This is a genomic window from Sulfurimonas lacustris, assembly GCF_059705355.1.
On the sequence record NZ_AP046125.1, the window covers coordinates 1,916,206 to 1,933,167 of the forward strand.

Below are 16,962 nucleotides of genomic sequence, written 5' to 3' on the forward strand. Positions count from 1 at the left end.
ATGTTGCCTTATGCAAAAATAAATCGATTTGTTCCATCTTCATACTCATGAGCAAGCACCTGCGCATGCACTTTTAAGATAGAATCCACGAGATAAAGCCCAAGCCCAAAGCTGTTTTTTGCAGGGTTGTCTTTTGTAAAAGGTTCTATGTAGTACTGCAAAGGATGCGCAATACACGCCCCTTTGCTCTCAAAAACAAGTTCGCCATTTTTGATAAGAATCTTGACATGCGCATCGGTGGAGTATTTGATACCGTTATCTATCATATTTTTTATCGCTGTGGTGTAGAGTCTGTAGTTTGCGTTGATTTTTTTAGTCGGGTCAACAGTCACACTTACACTCTCATCCTCCACCATCGCCATATCGATAGCACCGTCAATGATATCGATAAGGCGGTACTCTTTAAACTCAGCTTTATCGCCAAGACTTGTTACCTCTTCGATAAGTGCAAACTCATTGACAAGCGACTCTAGGCGTCCAAAAATAGAGCTAAATCTGTCACGCTGCTTTTGAGAATCTAGCATCTGCGTTGCGATAGTTCCCTTTGCTATGGGTGTTTTGAGTTCATGCATGATGTTGCGTAAAAAGAGGGTACGTGACTCAAGGATGATATTTATCTTTTGGCGTGTAGCTTCAAGTTCATTTGCTACAAGCGCTATCTCGTCTTGCCCGTTCGTCTTAAAGGAGATATTCATATCGCCGTTTCCATAAAGAGCTATCTTTTTTCTAAGCCTGATAAGCGGTCTTAATCTACGTAAAATCAGGATAAAAGAGATTAAAATAATAGAGATGATAATAAGATAAGGGGAGACGACATTCCAGTATTTGTAAGGTTTGAGCTCCTCATCAAGGATGATAACAGAAGCATTTGGCGAACTGATATGAAAATAAATCTTTTTGTTGAATTCCAGCATCGTTGCAGTTAGATCGGTTACAACGCGTTGTGTGTAAAAACCATTTCCAGAGAAGAGAAGAGAAGCATTGACATTTTGAAAATCTTTTTTCTTAAGCGTTTGTGCATTTTTTAGGATAACCATCGCATCGGCTTTTTGCTTGATGAGGACAAAATTGTAAACAGCAAGATTTGCCTCAAGCATAATCTCTGAGTCCTCTTTTTGCTGATACTGCTGATAAATCTGAGTGATAATAGCGTGTTTGGTAAAGATGTTGTTGATGTAGTTTTGTTTGTTGAGTTGAAAAAATTTCCAAAAAACAGCACTTACACTCACAAGCGTAACTGTGAGTGCAAAAAGAACAGTGATTAAGACGGCATGTTTGCGCAAATGAGAGCTACTTTAAGAGCTTATAGCCCACGCCTCGAACAGACTCGATAAGCGCTTTGTCTCCAAGCTTGTTGCGGATACGCCCTACCATAACATCGATGCTTTTGTTGGAAGAGTCTTCATTTATGGCATTGACATTATGAATCAAATCTTCTCGTGAGACGACTAACCCCTGCTTTGCAATCATGTAGGAGAGTATCCCAAACTCTGCATTTGTGAGGTCGATATTTCTGCCTTTGTAGGTTATAATCATCGAAGAGAGGTCACATTTAAAGTCGCTTTTAGACTCCTCTTTTTGCTGTGATTTTGCCTCATAGCGGCGAAGAACAGAGTGTATGCGAGCCTCTAGTTCTCGAGGATCGTAGGGTTTTGGGATATAGTCATCTGCCCCAAGCTCAAGCGCTTTTACTTTGTCCGTCACATCGCTTCTAGCTGAGGAGATGATGATGGGGATATCCTGACGCTCACGTATAGCTTCACAAACTTCTAAGCCGTCCATCCCTGGAAGCGTCAAATCCAAAATAACAAGATCAAACGGTTCTAACTTCAAGATGCTCACCGCCTTAAATGGGTCATCCTCTGTAATAATCTTAAATTCGAACTGCTCAAGATACTCTGTAAGAATCTCCGCAAGCTCCAAATCGTCTTCAATCATCAATATTTTTTTCATTCCAAAACCTATGCAAGTGATTTTTTAAGCTCTGCTACAAACTCTGTGATATCGTCATAAAGCGATTGAAGATCCTCTTCATGCTCTACCTCATCCGCTAAAATCTGCGAAACGATATCATATGTTACGATATCTTTATCTCGTGTCATATCAACTAGCTGTGAATAGACAGAGATAGCGCACTGCTCCCCTTTGATGGAGTCTTGCAAAATGCTTACAACATCAAAATCTTTTGGCTCTTCATAACCACAACTTGTATGGGTAAACCACTCTTTTGGGTTAAGTAGCGGAGTGCCGCCAAGCTGGATAATTCTATCTGCAACCATCGTCGCATGTCTGAGCTCATCTGCCGCATGCTGGTTAAGCTCCACAATTGCAGCATCCTTCATGATACCTTTGACAACTTTTGCCTCGATAAAATACTGGTAATGTGCCAACCACTCATCTGCGTATGCTCTGTTAAGTACAGCGATAATTTCGCTTACTTCTAAGCCTTTGATAATCGAATTTCCAAATTTTGCCATAACGAACTCCTAAAAATTTAAGTAAATAGCCTAGCAACATTGTAAGCAATAAATGCTAACGTATAAGCAACAATGGAAGTAAACGCCAGAAGATAGAAGAAGTACTTTATATGTCCCGCCTCTTTTGTAAAGACGATAGAAGCCGCCAAACAAGGCAAGTAGGTCATAACGACAAAGATGAAAGCTACGGCAGAGGCAAAAGGGATATTTTTGGAGATTATCTCTTTGAGCGAGCTGTTCTCTTCATCCACCTCATCGCCCAAAGAGTACAATACCCCAAGTGTTGACACCACAACCTCTTTTGCGGCAAGTCCCGTCTGCAAGGCAACGCTCATCTTCCAGTCAAATCCAAGCGGTGCAAAAAGAGGCTCTGAAAACTTTCCGATTTGCCCCAGATAACTCTGCTCCAAATTTGCCTGAGCAAGGGAGTTTGCGAGCGTTTTCTTCTCATCCTCGCTTGTAGCATTTTCGATTTTTTGTGCGTAACTCTCTTCTAGCGCAAGGTTATGCGGATAGTTGCTAAAAAACCAGATAAGCATCGAGGCAACGGCAATAAATGTTCCCGCTTTTTTTAGATACATAACCGTTTTTGTAACCACCGTGTGCCAGATAAGCTTGAGTGATGGAAGCCTGTACTTTGGCATCTCCATAACAAAAGGCTCATCCACTCCCTTAAATGCGGTAAGTTTGAGCACCTTTGCAGCAACAAGTCCAAAAGATGCACCTATGATATAGATAGCAAAAAGAACATTTCCTGCCATACTCTCAGAGAAAAAAGCACCTGCAAAAAGGACATAAACAGGAAGCCTCGCCCCACAACTCATAAATCCGATGATAAAGAGCGTAAGAAGTCTATCACGGTCATTTTTGAGGATACGTGCAGACATATAAGCGGGGATAGAACATCCAAATCCCGTGACAAGAGGAATGAACGACTGTCCATGAAGACCAAATTTGTGGAAAAAACCATCTAGCAAAAAGGCAACTCTAGACATATAGCCCGTACTCTCCAAAAGTGCGATTCCTAAAAAGAGGATGGCAATATTTGGCACAAAGAGCATAACCGCCCCTACTCCGGCGATAACCCCATCCACAACTAAAGAGCGGACATCCTCGTTTGGTATGGTCGCACCCACGCTCTCGCCAAGCCATGAAAATACGCCGTCTATCCACTCCATCGGGATAGAACCTATCTCAAAAGTGAGCTGAAAAAGCGACCACATGAAAAAAAGAAAAATAGGAATACCAAAAATATTGTGAATCAAGATGGAGTCTATCTTGTCGGTAAGTGTTCGCTCTTTTGGATCTTTGGCAAAATGGAGCACTTCAGCGACAACACCTTTGTTGAAAGAAGCGTACTCTTCAGCAAACGCCTCTTTTATGTCGTCACTTCCATGATGAAGCTCTACATGCTTTAGCGCATCTACTAAAAGAGGCTGCAGCTCCGTCCATACTGGGTCATCATGCAGCTTTGCATAAGTTTTTTTATCGCCTTTAAGCAGGTTGATGGCGATGTTTCTGTAGGAATTTTCATCTTCAAATCTATGCTTTTTTAAACTCTCTTCTAAAAGCACTATCTCCTCTTCAACCGCCTCGCTAAAGAGAAGTTTGTTTTGTGTATGTTCCTCTTCAAACTCTTCAACCACTGCCTCAATAAGCTCTTTTATGCCAAGTTTTGTAACAGCAGAGACCTTCACACAAGGCACTCCAAGGATAAGCGACATCTGTTTACTATCTATCTCGATGCCCTCTTTTTGCGCCTCATCGCTCATGTTAAGCGCAATCACCATCTTCTTGCCAAGGCTCATAAGCTCCGTTGTAAGCTGCAGGTTTTTCTCCAAGTTCGTCGAATCTACAACATTGATGATAAGGTCATAATGTTGCGTTACAAGAAACTCAGTTGTCACTCTCTCTTCGATGGAGTACTCGCTTAGCGCATACGTCCCTGGCAAATCCACAACCGTAAAGTGATGCTCGCTATAGTCAAAAAGAACCTCACTCTTCTCAACTGTAACACCTGTGAAGTTTCCAACATGAAGGTGAGCATTAGAGATGGAGTTGATAAGCATGCTTTTGCCGACATTTGGCTGTCCGACAAGGGCTGCTTTGATATGTTTTGCCGTTATAGGGCAACTTTTTGCATCTCTTTTCATACTTTTTGCACCTCTATAAGTTCGGCTTCTTGCGCTCTAAGAGCCAGTCTTGTTTTACCCACTTTTATCTCTATGGTACTTTTTGCGGGAGGATACTCCAAAACTTCTATAACCGCATCTTTCATGACACCAAAGGAGATAAGGCGCGCTTTAAGCTCGGCTGTGGCGTTTAGTTTTGCTACTCTGACGACACAAGCTTTTTTACACTCGCTCAATTTTTTAGTACTCTTTGGCATATTTCTCTTTTCTTTTTCTCTAATGATAATAGATATCATATTAATTAAAAATTATAGGAGAGCAAAACTCTCACATTTTCCCAATCTCCGCCATTGCTTCCACCCTCTTTTTTATCTTCGTTTTTGACATAAAGAGCTGCAAAAGTGACCTTTTCATCTGGCGTGTATTCAAAACCGATATTTTGTTCGATTATACGCTCTTTTATGCCAAAAGAGTTTGCCTCACCATCAAAAGCACCATACACATACATAAATCCAAAATCATTATAACGGTATGTTAAACCAGCAACCAGTGCTTGCGCATCTCTATCCATCGTTATGGTATCTAAAATCATTGAGTCCATATTTGTATAGAGCGTTCCTCCTCCAAAACCAGAAAAACTTCCTTTTCCTTCTTGTTTTTGGGATTTGTTATACGCAGTCGAGAGTGCAAAATCTTCAAACATAACAAGCTCCGCCATCGCACCATAGATAGTCGCATCCATTGCGCTAGCGTCTGCCTCTTTTTGGTTGAGATACTGTGCGCTTGCATGAAGTGCATACTCTTTTGATAGCTCTATATGTAAAGAGATATCCGTATAAAATGAACTATTTGCAACATTACCAGTCGCACTGTTTGGGTCACTATCCTTAGAGATACCATAGTACCATACGCTAGAATCGATAAAATCATCAGAGTAGCTAAGCCCACCAAAATGTGTTCCATCTTCACCCGTATCAGACCAATGATTCTCGGCAGACAAACCCGTATCTGTCCCTTGCCATCTTGTAAGCAATCCACCCATAAACGTCAAACTCTCCCACTCATAAGAGAGCGTATATGCTTCAAACGTATTTGCAATGATTCTTATGTCATCACTATCTGCAAGCGGTGTATCGATAAGCTGACGCCCTGCACGCAGATTTACTCCACCATTTTTATAGTTGATATACGCTTGGGAAAGCTCCGTATAGTTTCCCTTGGTTGAGGAAATTTCAGCGTTATGCCCTACCCCCTCTCCTGTGGCAAAATCTATATCATGAGACGAACTAAACTCTACAGCTGCATGAAAACCGCGAAACGCTGCAAGTTCATACTTTATTTGCGCCCCAACAGCAGTTGCGTGTTGGCTTTGAGCTCCACCATACTCATACCCTGAATATAAAGCTCTTAGCCCACCAGAAATTTTTGCGTCTGTAAACATATCGCTCGCCTCTGTAACTATAGAAATCTCTTTATCTTGGGATTTTGCAACACTATCGATGATATCGCGCACCGAGTGTTCTCTCTCTTTTACGTTAAAAGCTACCTCTTGCGCATACCCATGAACCACAACAAGAGCCGCAATAATGATTTTTTTCATCATTTTCTTTACCATTTCTCTATAAATTTTAAAAATGATAACAACTCTCAACTTACAAAAGACTTAATATTGATAATTCTTATCATTTATCTTTTTCCCTAGAGAGCTGTTATAAGAAATCCAATTTAGGTTATAATTTTAGAAAAAAGAGTATCATGAAGTTTCTATTTACAAGCACATCACATTTTAACCTCGCAAACCTCTTTACTTTTGTCAACATTACTGCGGGGCTTTTAGCAACCTACTTCATCACGCAAAACAACTTTTTTCTAGCCGTTATTTTGGCTTGGATGGGCGGAGCGTTTGATATCTTTGACGGCAAAATCGCCAGAAAATATAAGCTCTCAAATGAATTTGGTATCCAGCTTGACAGCTTTGCAGACTTTTTAAGCTTTGTGCTTGTTCCTGTTTTTCTTATCTTTCAAGCTATCTATAGTGTGAGTTTTTCGGGTGTATGGATGCTTGTAGCGGGAGTTGTAAGCATCTACTATGTCATCTCGGGGCTTCGTCGTCTTATCCAGTTCAACATCAACTCCGACGTGGGAGAGGTAAGCAAATACTTCACAGGCGTTCCAACCCCTCTGGGAGCGATTTTGCTCTGGCTTGTCTTTTTGGCACAAACCTACGCATCACTTCCCTCAACAGCGGTTTTGCTCTTTATGGTAGCCATAGGATGGAGCTTAAACTCAAAGATTAAAGTGCCGCATCCGTAAACTACTTCCCATTAAGCGCATACTTCCCGCTTCCAAAAACAAAAATCATAAGCGACAACACAAGGTAGAGAAACGGGAGTTCAAAAGCAGGTGCGCCATGCTTTCCTAATGTAAATAGCGAGTTTCCGTACGCCAAAAATATCGCCACTGCCATGTTAAGCGCCAAGATAAGCGATGCGGCTCTTGCGTACGCTCCAAGGAGGATAAAGATAGGTACAACAACCTCCCCTACATAGACACCGTATGCTAAAAACTCAGGCAGACCTGCGGCAACAGTAAGCTCTTTTACTCCGCCTATGCCGTGGATGATTTTATGCAGACCATGAAAAAGCATCATGATGCCAACAGTAAGGCGTAAAAAAAGTTTTGTTATATCTTGCATCATTTGCTCTCCTCTTTGCGTTTAAATCTACAATTGCCAACTGTTATCACTTTACCATTTTTTATCGCTTCTTTTATGTAGGCGAGGATACCTTGTGGGTCTGCATCTCCGACCTCTTCTACGATTATCTGCAAAAGATGCTCCTCTTTGGTTGCTCTCCAGCTCTTTTCATAGCTATACTGTGTCTCTACCGTCATTTTTGCCCCTCTGTTTTGGAAATTTTACCTTTTTTCTTTTCTATTTTCTATCTTCTTAAATGGTATTTAAAAAAGAAATAGCTCTAGCTATATACTTTTAGATTTTATTCAGTTATACTGCGCCCAATAAAAGATGATTCGAATTACATCTTTAGCTGCTTTACATTGATGACTTAGTTAACAGTATAATCTGCCTAAAAGAAAACTTCATATTAGATTTTAGACCACTACAGTAATGTGGTGTATTCAAACACAAAGGTATTACAATGGCAGCATTAGTAAACGGCACAGTTAAATGGTTCAACAGCGAAAAAGGTTTCGGATTTATCGAACAAGAAAATGGCGGTAAAGATGTATTTGTACACTTTCGTCAAATCAACAGCACAGGTTATGGTCGTGTTTCACTAGACGAAGGTCAAAAGGTAACTTTTGAAATTGGTCAAGGCGACAAAGGTCCTCAAGCAGAAAACGTTACAGCTCTGTAATTTTTCTTTGAGCGGATCTCTCCGCTCATAAATTCACAAACCCACTTTTATCTTCACTTCTTTAACTTTTTTTCAAAATAATAAAAATAACAAAATCTTCTCTATCTCCCTACTTTAGGTATTTTGCTTTACAAAAAACATCTCTTTTTACTCAATATAACCTTAAATAATTCTAAATATTATTTATTTCAATAAAAAAGAGAGTTTATTTGGGTATAATTCGCCAAATATTTTAGGGGAAGGTGCCTTGCCGTTTACGGCTTGCTTGTATCATCTCCAATTTAAAGGAAAATGATGCAAGAAAATGCACAAACACACACAGAAGAAATAGCAATCACATTTGATGATTTAGGTTTAAAAAAAGAGATACTTCAAAGTATCAAAGATGCGGGCTTTAGTATTCCAAGCCCGATTCAAGCAGCGGCGATTCCATTTGTATTAGCAGGACGTGACATCGTCGGTCAAGCGCATACAGGAACAGGAAAAACGGCGGCATTTGCTCTTCCAGCACTCAACAACATAGATGTAAGAGACGGCGTAGGTCTTTTGGTTATCACTCCTACTCGTGAACTAGCAACTCAAGTAAGTGACGAGATTTTCAAGTACGGCAGAAACATGGGTGTTAAAACCGTAACAGTTTATGGCGGAAGCTCTTACAACAGACAAATCGACCTTATCCAAAGAGGTGCAAGCGTAGTTGTTGCAACTCCGGGAAGACTTTTGGATATCCTTAAGAAAAACCTTGTAAAAGATTTTGCTCCAAGCGTTGTTGTACTTGACGAAGCTGACGAAATGCTTGATATGGGCTTTTTGGATGATATCAACGAGATTTTCTCTTACCTTCCATCAAACCGCCAAACGCTTCTTTTCTCTGCTACTATGCCAAAACCTATCAAGCTTCTTGCAGAGAGAATCCTTGAGAATCCAGAGTTTGTAAGTATCACAAAAGGCGAGACGACAAATACAGACATCGACCAAGAGTACTATGTGATTGACGAATCAGAGAGAGATGATGCAATCATCCGTTTGATGGATTCTGAAAAAAGCACAAAGTCTATCGTATTTTGTAGAACAAAAAGCGAAGTTGACAGACTAGCAAATGTTCTCTCAAGTGCAGGTTACCTTGCAAACGGTCTTCATGGCGACATGGAGCAGAGACAAAGAGAGACAGTTATCAAAAACTTCAAAAACAGCGGTGTAAAAGTTCTTGTCGCTACTGATGTTGCAGCGCGTGGTATCCATGTGGACAACATCTCACATGTTTTCAACTACCATATCCCTTTTGACCCAGAGTCGTATGTTCACCGTATCGGTAGAACAGGTCGTGCAGGCATAAAAGGAAAAGCTATCACGCTTCTTACTCCACTAGAGTTCAAAGAGCTTCAACGCATCAAAGCAAAAGTTGGAACGACAATGACGCATGCATTTGTTCCAAGCAAAAACGACCTAAGAGCGTTGAATCTTAAAAATATCGTTGACACCATAGAAGCGCAACACATCTATGACGAAGCGCACAAAATCCTTGATATGCTTAAAGAAGATATCGATGAAGAGACAATCATGTTTAAACTTGTCTCTATGATTTTGGACAAGCAGACTATCCAAGGACCAAACCACATAGGTATCCCTGCCGATAGACTAGCAGCCATCCTAGAGCGTGCAGACAAAAGAAGAGATTCAAGAGGCGGCGGTCGTGGCGGTAATTTCCGTGGAAACAGAAGCCGCCCAAGCTCAAGCGGAGATAGAAACCGCTCAGGCAGTGGAGACAGAAACCGTTCAAACAGCGAGAGACCGGCTCGTTCAAGCGAAGGCGGAGATAGAAGTTCTCGCCCAAGCGGCGGCGGTTACCGTGGCAACAACGCAAGTGGAGGAGAGAGAAGCTCTCGTCCAAGCGGCGACAGAAATCGCAACAGAAACAGAGACTAAAAAAAACACCCGCAAATCCGAGCTTTTTTTTCGGGTTTGCATCCCCTCTCTACTACCTCTTCTTTATATAATTTTGATATTTTTACAAATTTATTGACAACTCCTTGATACAAAATGCCATACAATACACAATATCTCAAATAAAGTATAAATCATGGACTTATCAAGTAAAATAATGTTAGCGGTGTTACTGCTTTTATCTATAGGCTTAATTTTAAGGTTACCAAAAGCATAATGAACCAAAAGAAAAAAAACTATATCAAGCATAGCTATATCTTTAAAGCCTTAGCCGTTCTTGCCGTTATAACTCTTATAAGCCATCTCTTTCGTGAGCATTTGGATATCATAAACATCGGGCTTATTCATATCATCCCCGTGGTCATCGTAGCTATTCATGGCAACATGAAAGCTACTATCTTTATAACCGCTTTGAGCGTTATCTTTTTTAACTTTTTGTATATCCCTCCGCTTTACAGTTTCTCGGTTCACAATGAACTTTATCTCTGGAGTTTTATTATATTTGCCGTTGTCGGGTGGATTATCACGGTGCAGGCAAAAAATCTCCATACACAGACAAAACAAAATGAGCTAAGAGAGAGTCTGCTTCATATCATCTCGCATGATTTGAGAACGCCGCTCTCTACCATACATGGGACTATCAACCTCATCTTGGCAAATGAAAATATGGACAAAAAAGATAGAAAAAGTTTGCTTGAAGATATCAACTATGCCTCTTTGAGGATGAAGAGACTCATCACAAACCTTCTTGATAGTGCAAGACTGCACAGCGACGACATAGACCTTGAGTATGAGTGGTGCGATTTTGAAGATATTTTGGGGGTGGTACTTAAAGATTTCTCACAAAAGCAAAACGATGAACTTCTCTCTATTGAGATGGATGACCTCTCGCTCTTTTGGGGCGACAATATACTGCTTACACAGCTTATAACAAACCTTTTGGATAACGCCTTTAAATACTCAAAAAGCGATACAAAGATAGAGCTAAAAATCATCCACTTTACATCTTTGGTTAAAATCGAGATATTTAACCAAAGCGAGCATATCGACAAAGACAAACTCAAAAATATATTTGACAAATTTTACCGTCTTGAAGATACCAACGATATCTCAGGAAGCGGCATCGGGCTTGCTATCTGCAAAAGCATAGTCAAACTTCATGGAGGCGATATTAAAGCAGTCGCCAGAGACAACGGAATCTCCATAGAGGCTGAACTCCCCATAATAAAAAAGGCAGCTTTACTATGAAACAGCTAATCTTGATAGTCGAAGATGACCTCTCCGTCAAAAAGCTCTTAGAGATAACACTCAAAGAGTATCAGTTTAACTCTATCTCATCAGATAGCAAAAAAGGAGCGATGATGCTCTTTTTAACCCATACGCCCGATTTGCTTATCGTCGATTTGGGGCTGAGTGACGGTGATGGCAAAGAGCTTATAGCGCAAATCAGAGAGGTTTCAAAAACCCCTATTATCGTACTCTCTGCAAGACATGACGAAAAAGAGATTATCGCCGCACTTGATTTGGGAGCGGATGATTACATCACAAAACCTTTTTCCATCAACGAGCTTTTGGCAAGGATAAGAGCGGCACTAAGAAGAAAAGCGCAAGAAGAAAATATCTCCCAAACTATCCTCTGCGGTGAACTGGAGATAAATCTTGCTTCAAGAGATATCTTTTTTAAAGGGGAGAAGCTAAAACTGACCCCCATCGAGCATGAACTGCTCAAATACTTTTTGCTTCATACAAACAAAACACTCACGCACAAACAGATACTAAAAGAGGTTTGGGGCGTGGGCTACCAAAATGAGATGCAGTACCTACGAACCTATGTCAATACGCTAAGAAAAAAGATAGAAGAGGACAGCACAAGACCATCCTACATAAAAACAGAATCCGGCATCGGCTACAGATTTTCATGCAATAAAGAGTAACCATGGAACACAAATATATCAGAACCATCTTTTACGGCTATGCAATTCTTATCTTACTTGGCGCACTTTTGCTTATGCTTCCCGCCTCTCATGTTGACAAACTAAGCTTCATAGATGCGCTCTTTACCTCGGCATCGGCTACATGTGTGACAGGGCTTATCGTCACAAGCACCTCGGAAAACTTTACATTTTTTGGAGAATGCGTTATTTTGCTTCTTATCCAGATAGGCGGCATCGGCTACATGACGCTTGTGAGCCTCTTTTTTCTTTTTATAAAAAACTCTCTGAGCATGGATGAAAAAAGGGTTATGAAACAATCTTTGGATTTACCCGACCTCAATATAGGCTCTTTTGTAAAAAAGATACTCTTAGTTGTTCTGAGCATAGAGCTTATAGGTGCAGCTCTGCTAACAGTGCAATTTAGCCAAAAGTACGATTTCTCCGAAGCGGTGTGGCATGGAATCTTCAATGCCGTAAGTGCTTTTAACAATGCCGGCTTCTCTCTCTTTACTGATAGTCTCATAAGCTACCAAGGAGACGCTATCGTGCTGGGGACGCTCTGCCTTTTGATTATTTTGGGCGGGTTGGGCTTTTTTGTTCTTATAGAGATGTACGAAAACAGAACACTTGCCAAAAAGTTTACGCTTCACACAAAAATCATGCTTTACGGAACGCTCTTTCTCATCCTCTTTGGAATGGCTCTCTTTTTATCGATTGAGTGGAACAACCCAAAAACATTTGGCGCACTCTCTCTTTATGATAAGTTCCTAAACTCTCTTTTTCTCTCCGTTAACTTCAGGACAAGCGGTTTTAACAGCATTGACCTCTCCGTACTTGAAGAGTCATCCCTCTTTTTCTCCACGATTTTTATGATGATAGGCGGCGGGCAGGGAAGTACGGCAGGGGGAATTAAGATAACTACGGCAGCGATTTTGATAGTTACCGTATTTTTTATCCTTAAAAACTCCAACCAAGAACCAAGCATCTTTAAGCGAACGATAGAGCAAAAAATCATCAACAAAGCATTGGCGATTATCATGTTCTCATCTTTTCTTGTTCTTTTTGCCACACTTCTTTTAGTGGAGACGCAAAACCTTCCATTTATAAAAATACTCTTTGAAGTTGTCTCGGCATTTGCCACGGTAGGTGTTTCCACGGGAGACGGCGGCATCTTAAGCTTTTCTGGACAGTTTGATACATTTGGCAAAAGTGTCATCATCTTGTTGATGCTAGCAGGAAGATTAGGTGTTTTTGCATTTGGTATCGCACTCGTGGGAAAAGCAGAGATAAAACATTTTAAATATCCAAAAGGGAGAATCCTTATATGAAAACAGTTGCAGTTATTGGTTTGGGGAAATTTGGCTACTACATAGCAAAAAGCTTGTCAAAACTTGATCTCTCAGTTATAGCAGTCGATAACAACGAACAGAGAGTTCAGGAGATAAGCGAATATATAGAGAATGCCTTTGTACTTGACAGTACAAACAAACATGCACTCGAAGAGGTTGGCATAGTTGAACTTGACACGGTTATAGTTAGCATCGGCGAAAATATTGAAGCGAGTATCTTAAGCGTTATGGCACTCAAAGATTTGGGCAACAAAAACATAATCGCAAAAGCCATCACAACAACGCATGGCGAGATTTTGGCAAAGATAGGAGCTTCAAAAGTTGTCCATCCGGAGAAAATGGCAGGAAGAACACTTGTAAAAAACCTTGTCGAAAATATCAACTTTGAGAAGATAGACCTCAGCAACAGCATGAGAATCATCAAATTTATCGCCCCGCCAAACACTGTTTCAAAAATATTTAAAGAGATAGAGATTAAAACCCATGACGCAAAACTCATAGCTTATAAAAGCAGTGGAGAGTGGTTTACAGACTTAGAAAACAACCATAAAATCAAAGAAGACGACCTTTTAGCATATCTAGGCGATGCAAAAAAAATAGAGAGTTTTTATGATGAGTTGTCTAAACTATAGGATATAATAGACTTCATAACCTCTGCTTGTTCACTAAGGCTTCACGGTGGGTGCCCCAAATCTAGCAAGCTAGATTTTGACCCTTCCGTTGCAGAATCGTTCACAAACAGAGATTATGAAGTCTAATAAAGAGAAAAAGATGACCATTTTCCAAAACAGTAATTTTTTTGTAGAAACAGAGCAGAGCGAGATTCCATGGCTTAAGATTTTTACAAAAGAGCCTTTCGTAGAGCTAGGCGATATGCCAAAAGAGTTAAGAGCCAGGCTTTGGGAACTTTACGACATCATAGAAGATGAGATGAGAAGTTACTACAATCCAAAAAAGATAAACATGGCATCCTTTGCCAATATGCTTCCCCGTGTTCATGTTCATGTTATGGCAAGATTTGAAGAAGACAGCCGTTTTCCAAATCCGATGTGGGGAGAGAAATTGAGAGAGTCTAAACTCACGCTTCCTGATGAAGAGGAGTTTTATAGAAGAGTTAAAGAGGCTTTACAAAGCTTCTAATCTCTTTTTTACTGTAACAAAAACTACTTTTGAAGCGGAGAAAACGGAACGAGAGCTGAACCCCATGTCAGTCCGCCGCCAAAAGCATCAAGGAGCATAAGCTCTCCTGTTTTTAGTCTTCCGCTCTCATAGATATCGTTTATCGCCATCGGGATAGAAGCACCAGAAGTGTTGCCGTACTTTTCAACCGTTAAAACAACTTGCTCATCTGTAAGCTTGAGTGCTTCGCCAACTGCTTTGATGATTCTTAGATTTGCTTGATGTGGCACAAAGTGTTTGATTTGCGATGCCTCAATAGAATTTTCACTTAAAATATCTACAACATCTTTTGTCAATGTTTTAACCGCAACTTTAAAGGTTTCGTTTCCTTTCATCTGCATAAAACAACTTGCTGCTTCTTGATCAAGTGTATCGTGAGCGGAACCGCTGCCGCCATTTGGAGACATAAGCAAATCCGCAAATGCACCATCTGCGCCAGTGTGGACATCAATAATGGCTTCATTTTTATCTTCCGTAGCACTAATGACTGCTGCACCAGCACCGTCTCCAAAAAGGATACATGTTCCTCTGTCGCTGTAGTCTGTAATAGAAGAGAGTTTTTCAGCACCAATGATAAGGATGTTTTTTTTCATACCTGATTCGATAAAAGCTTTTGCAATGGACAAAACATAGACAAAGCCCGTACATGCCGCTGAAATATCAAAAGCAGTTGCATTGGATAATCCAAGTTTTGTAGAGATGATAGCAGCGGTTGAGGGCATACAAAAGTAGTCTGGGGAGATAGTAGCGCATACTATCATATCAATTTGGCTCTTGTCGATACCGCTTCGCTCTATGGCTATCTGAGCTGCTTTTGCGCCCATATCGCTTGTAAATTCACCATCAGCTGCAATACGTCTCTCTTTTATGCCTGTTCTCTTAGTAATCCACTCATCAGTCGTATCAACCATATTTGCAAGATCTTCGTTGGAGAGAATTTTGCTTGGAGCGTACGCACCGATAGAGCGAAATGCAGCATATGCCATTACTTTTCCTTATTTTTTAACGCTTCTAGTCTTTCTACTATATGCTCGTTTACGCCTGTATCGACATAACGAATCGCCTGAAAAATCGCATTTTTTATCGCTTTTGGATTGCTTTTTCCATGACTTACTATAGCACAGCCTTGAATCCCGATAAGTGGCGCACCACCTATCTCGGCATAATCCATTTGTGTTTTAAGAAGCGCAAAAACCTTACGCATCAAAAGCGCACCCGTAATTGCAACAGGCGATTTACGGATATACTCCTTAATCAAACCTGTTATCGTAGAAGCAACACCCTCAGATGCTTTAAGTACGAGATTGCCGACAAATCCGTCACAAACGATAACATCACAACTTGCGTTGAAAATATCGCTTCCCTCGACATTGCCTTTAAAGCCTTTATAGCCCTCTAGGAGTTTAAATGCCGCTTTTGTGACTTCATTGCCTTTGCTATCTTCTTCTCCGTTTGCAAGCAAACCGATGGAAGGTTTGTCTATCTTGAACATATCTTCAGCGTAGCATCCACCCATAACGGCGAATTGTGCTAAATGCTCAGGTTTAGAGTCAACATTTGCACCAACATCCAAAATGACAGAACGACGAGTGCTTTTTGTAGGCATCAAAGCCACAAGTGCAGGTCTCATAACACCTTTAAGTCGCCCTAGTCTTAGCGTTGCCAAAGTCATGGTCGCTCCACTGTGTCCGGCAGAAACTACACCATCTGCTTCACCATTTTTTACAAGCTCTATCGCTTTATAAATCGAACTTTCACTTCTTTTGAGTGCATCTGTAGCCGCATCATGCATCGATATAACGTCATCAGCTTCGACTATAGAAATCTTATCTCTATAACGTTTTGGTAACAGAGGTAAAATTTCTGATTTTTTACCTACAAGAATAGGAATGAAAAGTTTTTGCTTGAGAGCCTGAATACAGCCTTCTATGATAGGTTCGGGACCAAAGTCCCCGCCCATTGCGTCAATAGCAATCTTAACCATTGACTATTTGTACTCACCGGTTGTTGGATTGATGTGGTGTGGAAGCTTGTATGTTCCATCCTTATCTTTCACTGGACGAGCTAAAGAAATTTTGTAGTGAGTTCTTCTCTTTGCTGCGCGTGAGTGAGAGACTCTTCTCTTTGGTACTGCCATAGTATATTCCTTTCTGTTTGAATTAAATTACACAAATGAAGCTTTGAGCTTCACACTACTCTACTATATAGTCAGAGCCAGTACAATTTCCGCAACTTTTATAGTCGCTCAAAATGAGTTCTATCTCAGAATTTATTATCTCTTGCAAGTCAATCATAGAGTCAAATGACTCTACAACTTCCAAAAAGAGGTCTTGGTTCTTAGTATAAATCCCATCAGAGATGTAAAACTCTACATCTTCATCTATATCGAGCAAAAAATCTTCAGCGCATACATCGCAAGCAGTCTCTAGCTTCCCACTTAATTTTGCCTTCAGCAAAATTAATTTGGCAGAATCATACTGCAAAAAACCTTTAAAAGTTATTTTGTCTGCTTTGACATCAAAATCTAAAGGAGTTTTACTTATTTTATTTAAAGATATCTTCAAATAGTT

Annotated in this window: 20 protein-coding genes; 8 read left to right on the plus strand and 12 right to left on the minus strand. The window is 40.5% G+C overall.

What is annotated here, in order from left to right; translation table 11 throughout:
- Positions 1-8: 8 nt before the first annotated feature.
- Genes AC6H4V_RS09965 through AC6H4V_RS09990 form a run of 6 tightly spaced genes read right to left on the minus strand, consistent with a single transcriptional unit; the run spans position 9 to position 6,212 of the window.
- The gene (locus tag AC6H4V_RS09965) at positions 9-1,283 is read right to left on the minus strand and encodes an ArsS family sensor histidine kinase (RefSeq protein WP_428729903.1); all 1,275 of its coding nucleotides are present in this window, start codon (positions 1,281-1,283) and stop codon (positions 9-11) included.
- 7 nt (positions 1,284-1,290) lie between these two features.
- Positions 1,291-1,953, minus strand: coding sequence for a response regulator transcription factor (locus AC6H4V_RS09970; RefSeq protein ID WP_428729902.1), 663 nt, complete (start codon positions 1,951-1,953; stop codon positions 1,291-1,293).
- A gap of 8 nt (positions 1,954-1,961) precedes the next feature.
- On the minus strand, positions 1,962-2,477 hold the full coding sequence (locus AC6H4V_RS09975; RefSeq protein ID WP_497606714.1) for a ferritin-like domain-containing protein: 516 nt from the start codon (positions 2,475-2,477) through the stop codon (positions 1,962-1,964).
- A gap of 17 nt (positions 2,478-2,494) precedes the next feature.
- On the minus strand, positions 2,495-4,630 hold the full coding sequence (gene feoB / locus AC6H4V_RS09980; protein ID WP_497606715.1) for a ferrous iron transport protein B: 2,136 nt from the start codon (positions 4,628-4,630) through the stop codon (positions 2,495-2,497).
- Complete coding sequence (locus AC6H4V_RS09985) at positions 4,627-4,866, minus strand: FeoA family protein (protein WP_497606716.1); 240 nt, start codon at positions 4,864-4,866, stop codon at positions 4,627-4,629. The genes feoB and AC6H4V_RS09985 overlap by 4 nt, the downstream gene beginning before the upstream one ends.
- 44 nt (positions 4,867-4,910) lie before the next feature.
- The gene (locus AC6H4V_RS09990; RefSeq protein WP_497606717.1) at positions 4,911-6,212 is read right to left on the minus strand and encodes a hypothetical protein; all 1,302 of its coding nucleotides are present in this window, start codon (positions 6,210-6,212) and stop codon (positions 4,911-4,913) included.
- Positions 6,213-6,364: 152 nt separating this feature from the next.
- On the opposite strand from AC6H4V_RS09990, the gene AC6H4V_RS09995 reads away from it, so the two are divergent.
- A complete protein-coding gene (locus AC6H4V_RS09995) occupies positions 6,365-6,922 on the plus strand; it encodes a CDP-alcohol phosphatidyltransferase family protein (protein ID WP_497606718.1) in 558 nt (185 codons plus the stop codon).
- 1 nt (position 6,923) lies between these two features.
- Here the strand turns inward: AC6H4V_RS09995 and AC6H4V_RS10000 are convergent, their stop codons facing one another.
- Together AC6H4V_RS10000 and AC6H4V_RS10005 are read right to left on the minus strand one after the other, a co-directional pair.
- Complete coding sequence (locus AC6H4V_RS10000) at positions 6,924-7,307, minus strand: DoxX family protein (RefSeq protein WP_497606719.1); 384 nt, start codon at positions 7,305-7,307, stop codon at positions 6,924-6,926.
- Complete coding sequence (locus AC6H4V_RS10005; RefSeq protein WP_497606720.1) at positions 7,304-7,501, minus strand: hypothetical protein; 198 nt, start codon at positions 7,499-7,501, stop codon at positions 7,304-7,306. Before AC6H4V_RS10005 ends, AC6H4V_RS10000 begins: the two co-directional genes overlap by 4 nt.
- 266 nt (positions 7,502-7,767) lie before the next feature.
- Here AC6H4V_RS10005 and AC6H4V_RS10010 point away from each other — a divergent pair, with 266 nt between their 5' ends.
- From AC6H4V_RS10010 to AC6H4V_RS10040, 7 genes are all read left to right on the plus strand, one after another.
- Positions 7,768-7,986: a cold-shock protein gene (locus tag AC6H4V_RS10010; RefSeq protein ID WP_497606721.1), complete on the plus strand. Its 219-nt coding sequence runs from the start codon at positions 7,768-7,770 to the stop codon at positions 7,984-7,986.
- 294 nt (positions 7,987-8,280) lie between these two features.
- Positions 8,281-9,912: a DEAD/DEAH box helicase gene (locus AC6H4V_RS10015; RefSeq protein WP_497607930.1), complete on the plus strand. Its 1,632-nt coding sequence runs from the start codon at positions 8,281-8,283 to the stop codon at positions 9,910-9,912.
- A 234-nt stretch (positions 9,913-10,146) separates the two neighbouring features.
- The gene (locus AC6H4V_RS10020) at positions 10,147-11,178 is read left to right on the plus strand and encodes a sensor histidine kinase (protein WP_428730629.1); all 1,032 of its coding nucleotides are present in this window, start codon (positions 10,147-10,149) and stop codon (positions 11,176-11,178) included.
- Positions 11,175-11,864, plus strand: a complete 690-nt coding sequence (locus tag AC6H4V_RS10025) for a response regulator (RefSeq protein ID WP_428730628.1) — start codon at positions 11,175-11,177, stop codon at positions 11,862-11,864. Before AC6H4V_RS10020 ends, AC6H4V_RS10025 begins: the two co-directional genes overlap by 4 nt.
- A gap of 2 nt (positions 11,865-11,866) precedes the next feature.
- Positions 11,867-13,192, plus strand: a complete 1,326-nt coding sequence (locus tag AC6H4V_RS10030; protein WP_497606722.1) for a TrkH family potassium uptake protein — start codon at positions 11,867-11,869, stop codon at positions 13,190-13,192.
- Positions 13,189-13,845 (plus strand): potassium channel family protein, encoded by a 657-nt coding sequence (locus AC6H4V_RS10035; protein ID WP_497606723.1) that lies wholly within the window; start codon positions 13,189-13,191, stop codon positions 13,843-13,845. The genes AC6H4V_RS10030 and AC6H4V_RS10035 overlap by 4 nt, the downstream gene beginning before the upstream one ends.
- Positions 13,846-13,960: 115 nt before the next feature.
- Positions 13,961-14,353 (plus strand): HIT family protein, encoded by a 393-nt coding sequence (locus tag AC6H4V_RS10040; RefSeq protein WP_428730625.1) that lies wholly within the window; start codon positions 13,961-13,963, stop codon positions 14,351-14,353.
- A gap of 23 nt (positions 14,354-14,376) precedes the next feature.
- Here AC6H4V_RS10040 and AC6H4V_RS10045 read toward each other — a convergent pair whose 3' ends face one another.
- From AC6H4V_RS10045 to AC6H4V_RS10060, 4 genes are read right to left on the minus strand one after another with little or no spacing between them, the layout of a single operon-like run.
- Positions 14,377-15,378 carry a beta-ketoacyl-ACP synthase III gene (locus AC6H4V_RS10045; RefSeq protein ID WP_497606724.1) on the minus strand — a complete coding sequence of 334 codons (1,002 nt, stop codon included), beginning with the start codon at positions 15,376-15,378 and terminating at the stop codon, positions 14,377-14,379.
- Positions 15,378-16,376: a phosphate acyltransferase PlsX gene (gene plsX, locus AC6H4V_RS10050; RefSeq protein ID WP_428730623.1), complete on the minus strand. Its 999-nt coding sequence runs from the start codon at positions 16,374-16,376 to the stop codon at positions 15,378-15,380. The genes AC6H4V_RS10045 and plsX overlap by 1 nt, the downstream gene beginning before the upstream one ends.
- A 3-nt stretch (positions 16,377-16,379) precedes the next feature.
- Complete coding sequence (rpmF, locus tag AC6H4V_RS10055; protein WP_294880190.1) at positions 16,380-16,529, minus strand: 50S ribosomal protein L32; 150 nt, start codon at positions 16,527-16,529, stop codon at positions 16,380-16,382.
- Positions 16,530-16,584: 55 nt separating this feature from the next.
- Positions 16,585-16,956, minus strand: a complete 372-nt coding sequence (locus tag AC6H4V_RS10060; RefSeq protein WP_428730622.1) for a DUF177 domain-containing protein — start codon at positions 16,954-16,956, stop codon at positions 16,585-16,587.
- Positions 16,957-16,962 lie beyond the last annotated feature (6 nt).

Coding starts and splice junctions, on each gene's coding strand:
- AC6H4V_RS09970 (WP_428729902.1), bottom strand. CDS start 1,953: ATGAAAAAAATATTGATGATTGAAGACGATTTGGAGCTTGCGGAGATT.
- AC6H4V_RS09975 (WP_497606714.1), bottom strand. CDS start 2,477: ATGGCAAAATTTGGAAATTCGATTATCAAAGGCTTAGAAGTAAGCGAA.
- feoB (WP_497606715.1), bottom strand. CDS start 4,630: ATGAAAAGAGATGCAAAAAGTTGCCCTATAACGGCAAAACATATCAAA.
- AC6H4V_RS09985 (WP_497606716.1), bottom strand. CDS start 4,866: ATGCCAAAGAGTACTAAAAAATTGAGCGAGTGTAAAAAAGCTTGTGTC.
- AC6H4V_RS09990 (WP_497606717.1), bottom strand. CDS start 6,212: ATGATGAAAAAAATCATTATTGCGGCTCTTGTTGTGGTTCATGGGTAT.
- AC6H4V_RS09995 (WP_497606718.1), top strand. CDS start 6,365: ATGAAGTTTCTATTTACAAGCACATCACATTTTAACCTCGCAAACCTC.
- AC6H4V_RS10000 (WP_497606719.1), bottom strand. CDS start 7,307: ATGATGCAAGATATAACAAAACTTTTTTTACGCCTTACTGTTGGCATC.
- AC6H4V_RS10005 (WP_497606720.1), bottom strand. CDS start 7,501: ATGACGGTAGAGACACAGTATAGCTATGAAAAGAGCTGGAGAGCAACC.
- AC6H4V_RS10010 (WP_497606721.1), top strand. CDS start 7,768: ATGGCAGCATTAGTAAACGGCACAGTTAAATGGTTCAACAGCGAAAAA.
- AC6H4V_RS10015 (WP_497607930.1), top strand. CDS start 8,281: ATGCAAGAAAATGCACAAACACACACAGAAGAAATAGCAATCACATTT.
- AC6H4V_RS10020 (WP_428730629.1), top strand. CDS start 10,147: ATGAACCAAAAGAAAAAAAACTATATCAAGCATAGCTATATCTTTAAA.
- AC6H4V_RS10025 (WP_428730628.1), top strand. CDS start 11,175: ATGAAACAGCTAATCTTGATAGTCGAAGATGACCTCTCCGTCAAAAAG.
- AC6H4V_RS10030 (WP_497606722.1), top strand. CDS start 11,867: ATGGAACACAAATATATCAGAACCATCTTTTACGGCTATGCAATTCTT.
- AC6H4V_RS10035 (WP_497606723.1), top strand. CDS start 13,189: ATGAAAACAGTTGCAGTTATTGGTTTGGGGAAATTTGGCTACTACATA.
- AC6H4V_RS10040 (WP_428730625.1), top strand. CDS start 13,961: ATGAAGTCTAATAAAGAGAAAAAGATGACCATTTTCCAAAACAGTAAT.
- AC6H4V_RS10045 (WP_497606724.1), bottom strand. CDS start 15,378: ATGGCATATGCTGCATTTCGCTCTATCGGTGCGTACGCTCCAAGCAAA.
- plsX (WP_428730623.1), bottom strand. CDS start 16,376: ATGGTTAAGATTGCTATTGACGCAATGGGCGGGGACTTTGGTCCCGAA.
- rpmF (WP_294880190.1), bottom strand. CDS start 16,529: ATGGCAGTACCAAAGAGAAGAGTCTCTCACTCACGCGCAGCAAAGAGA.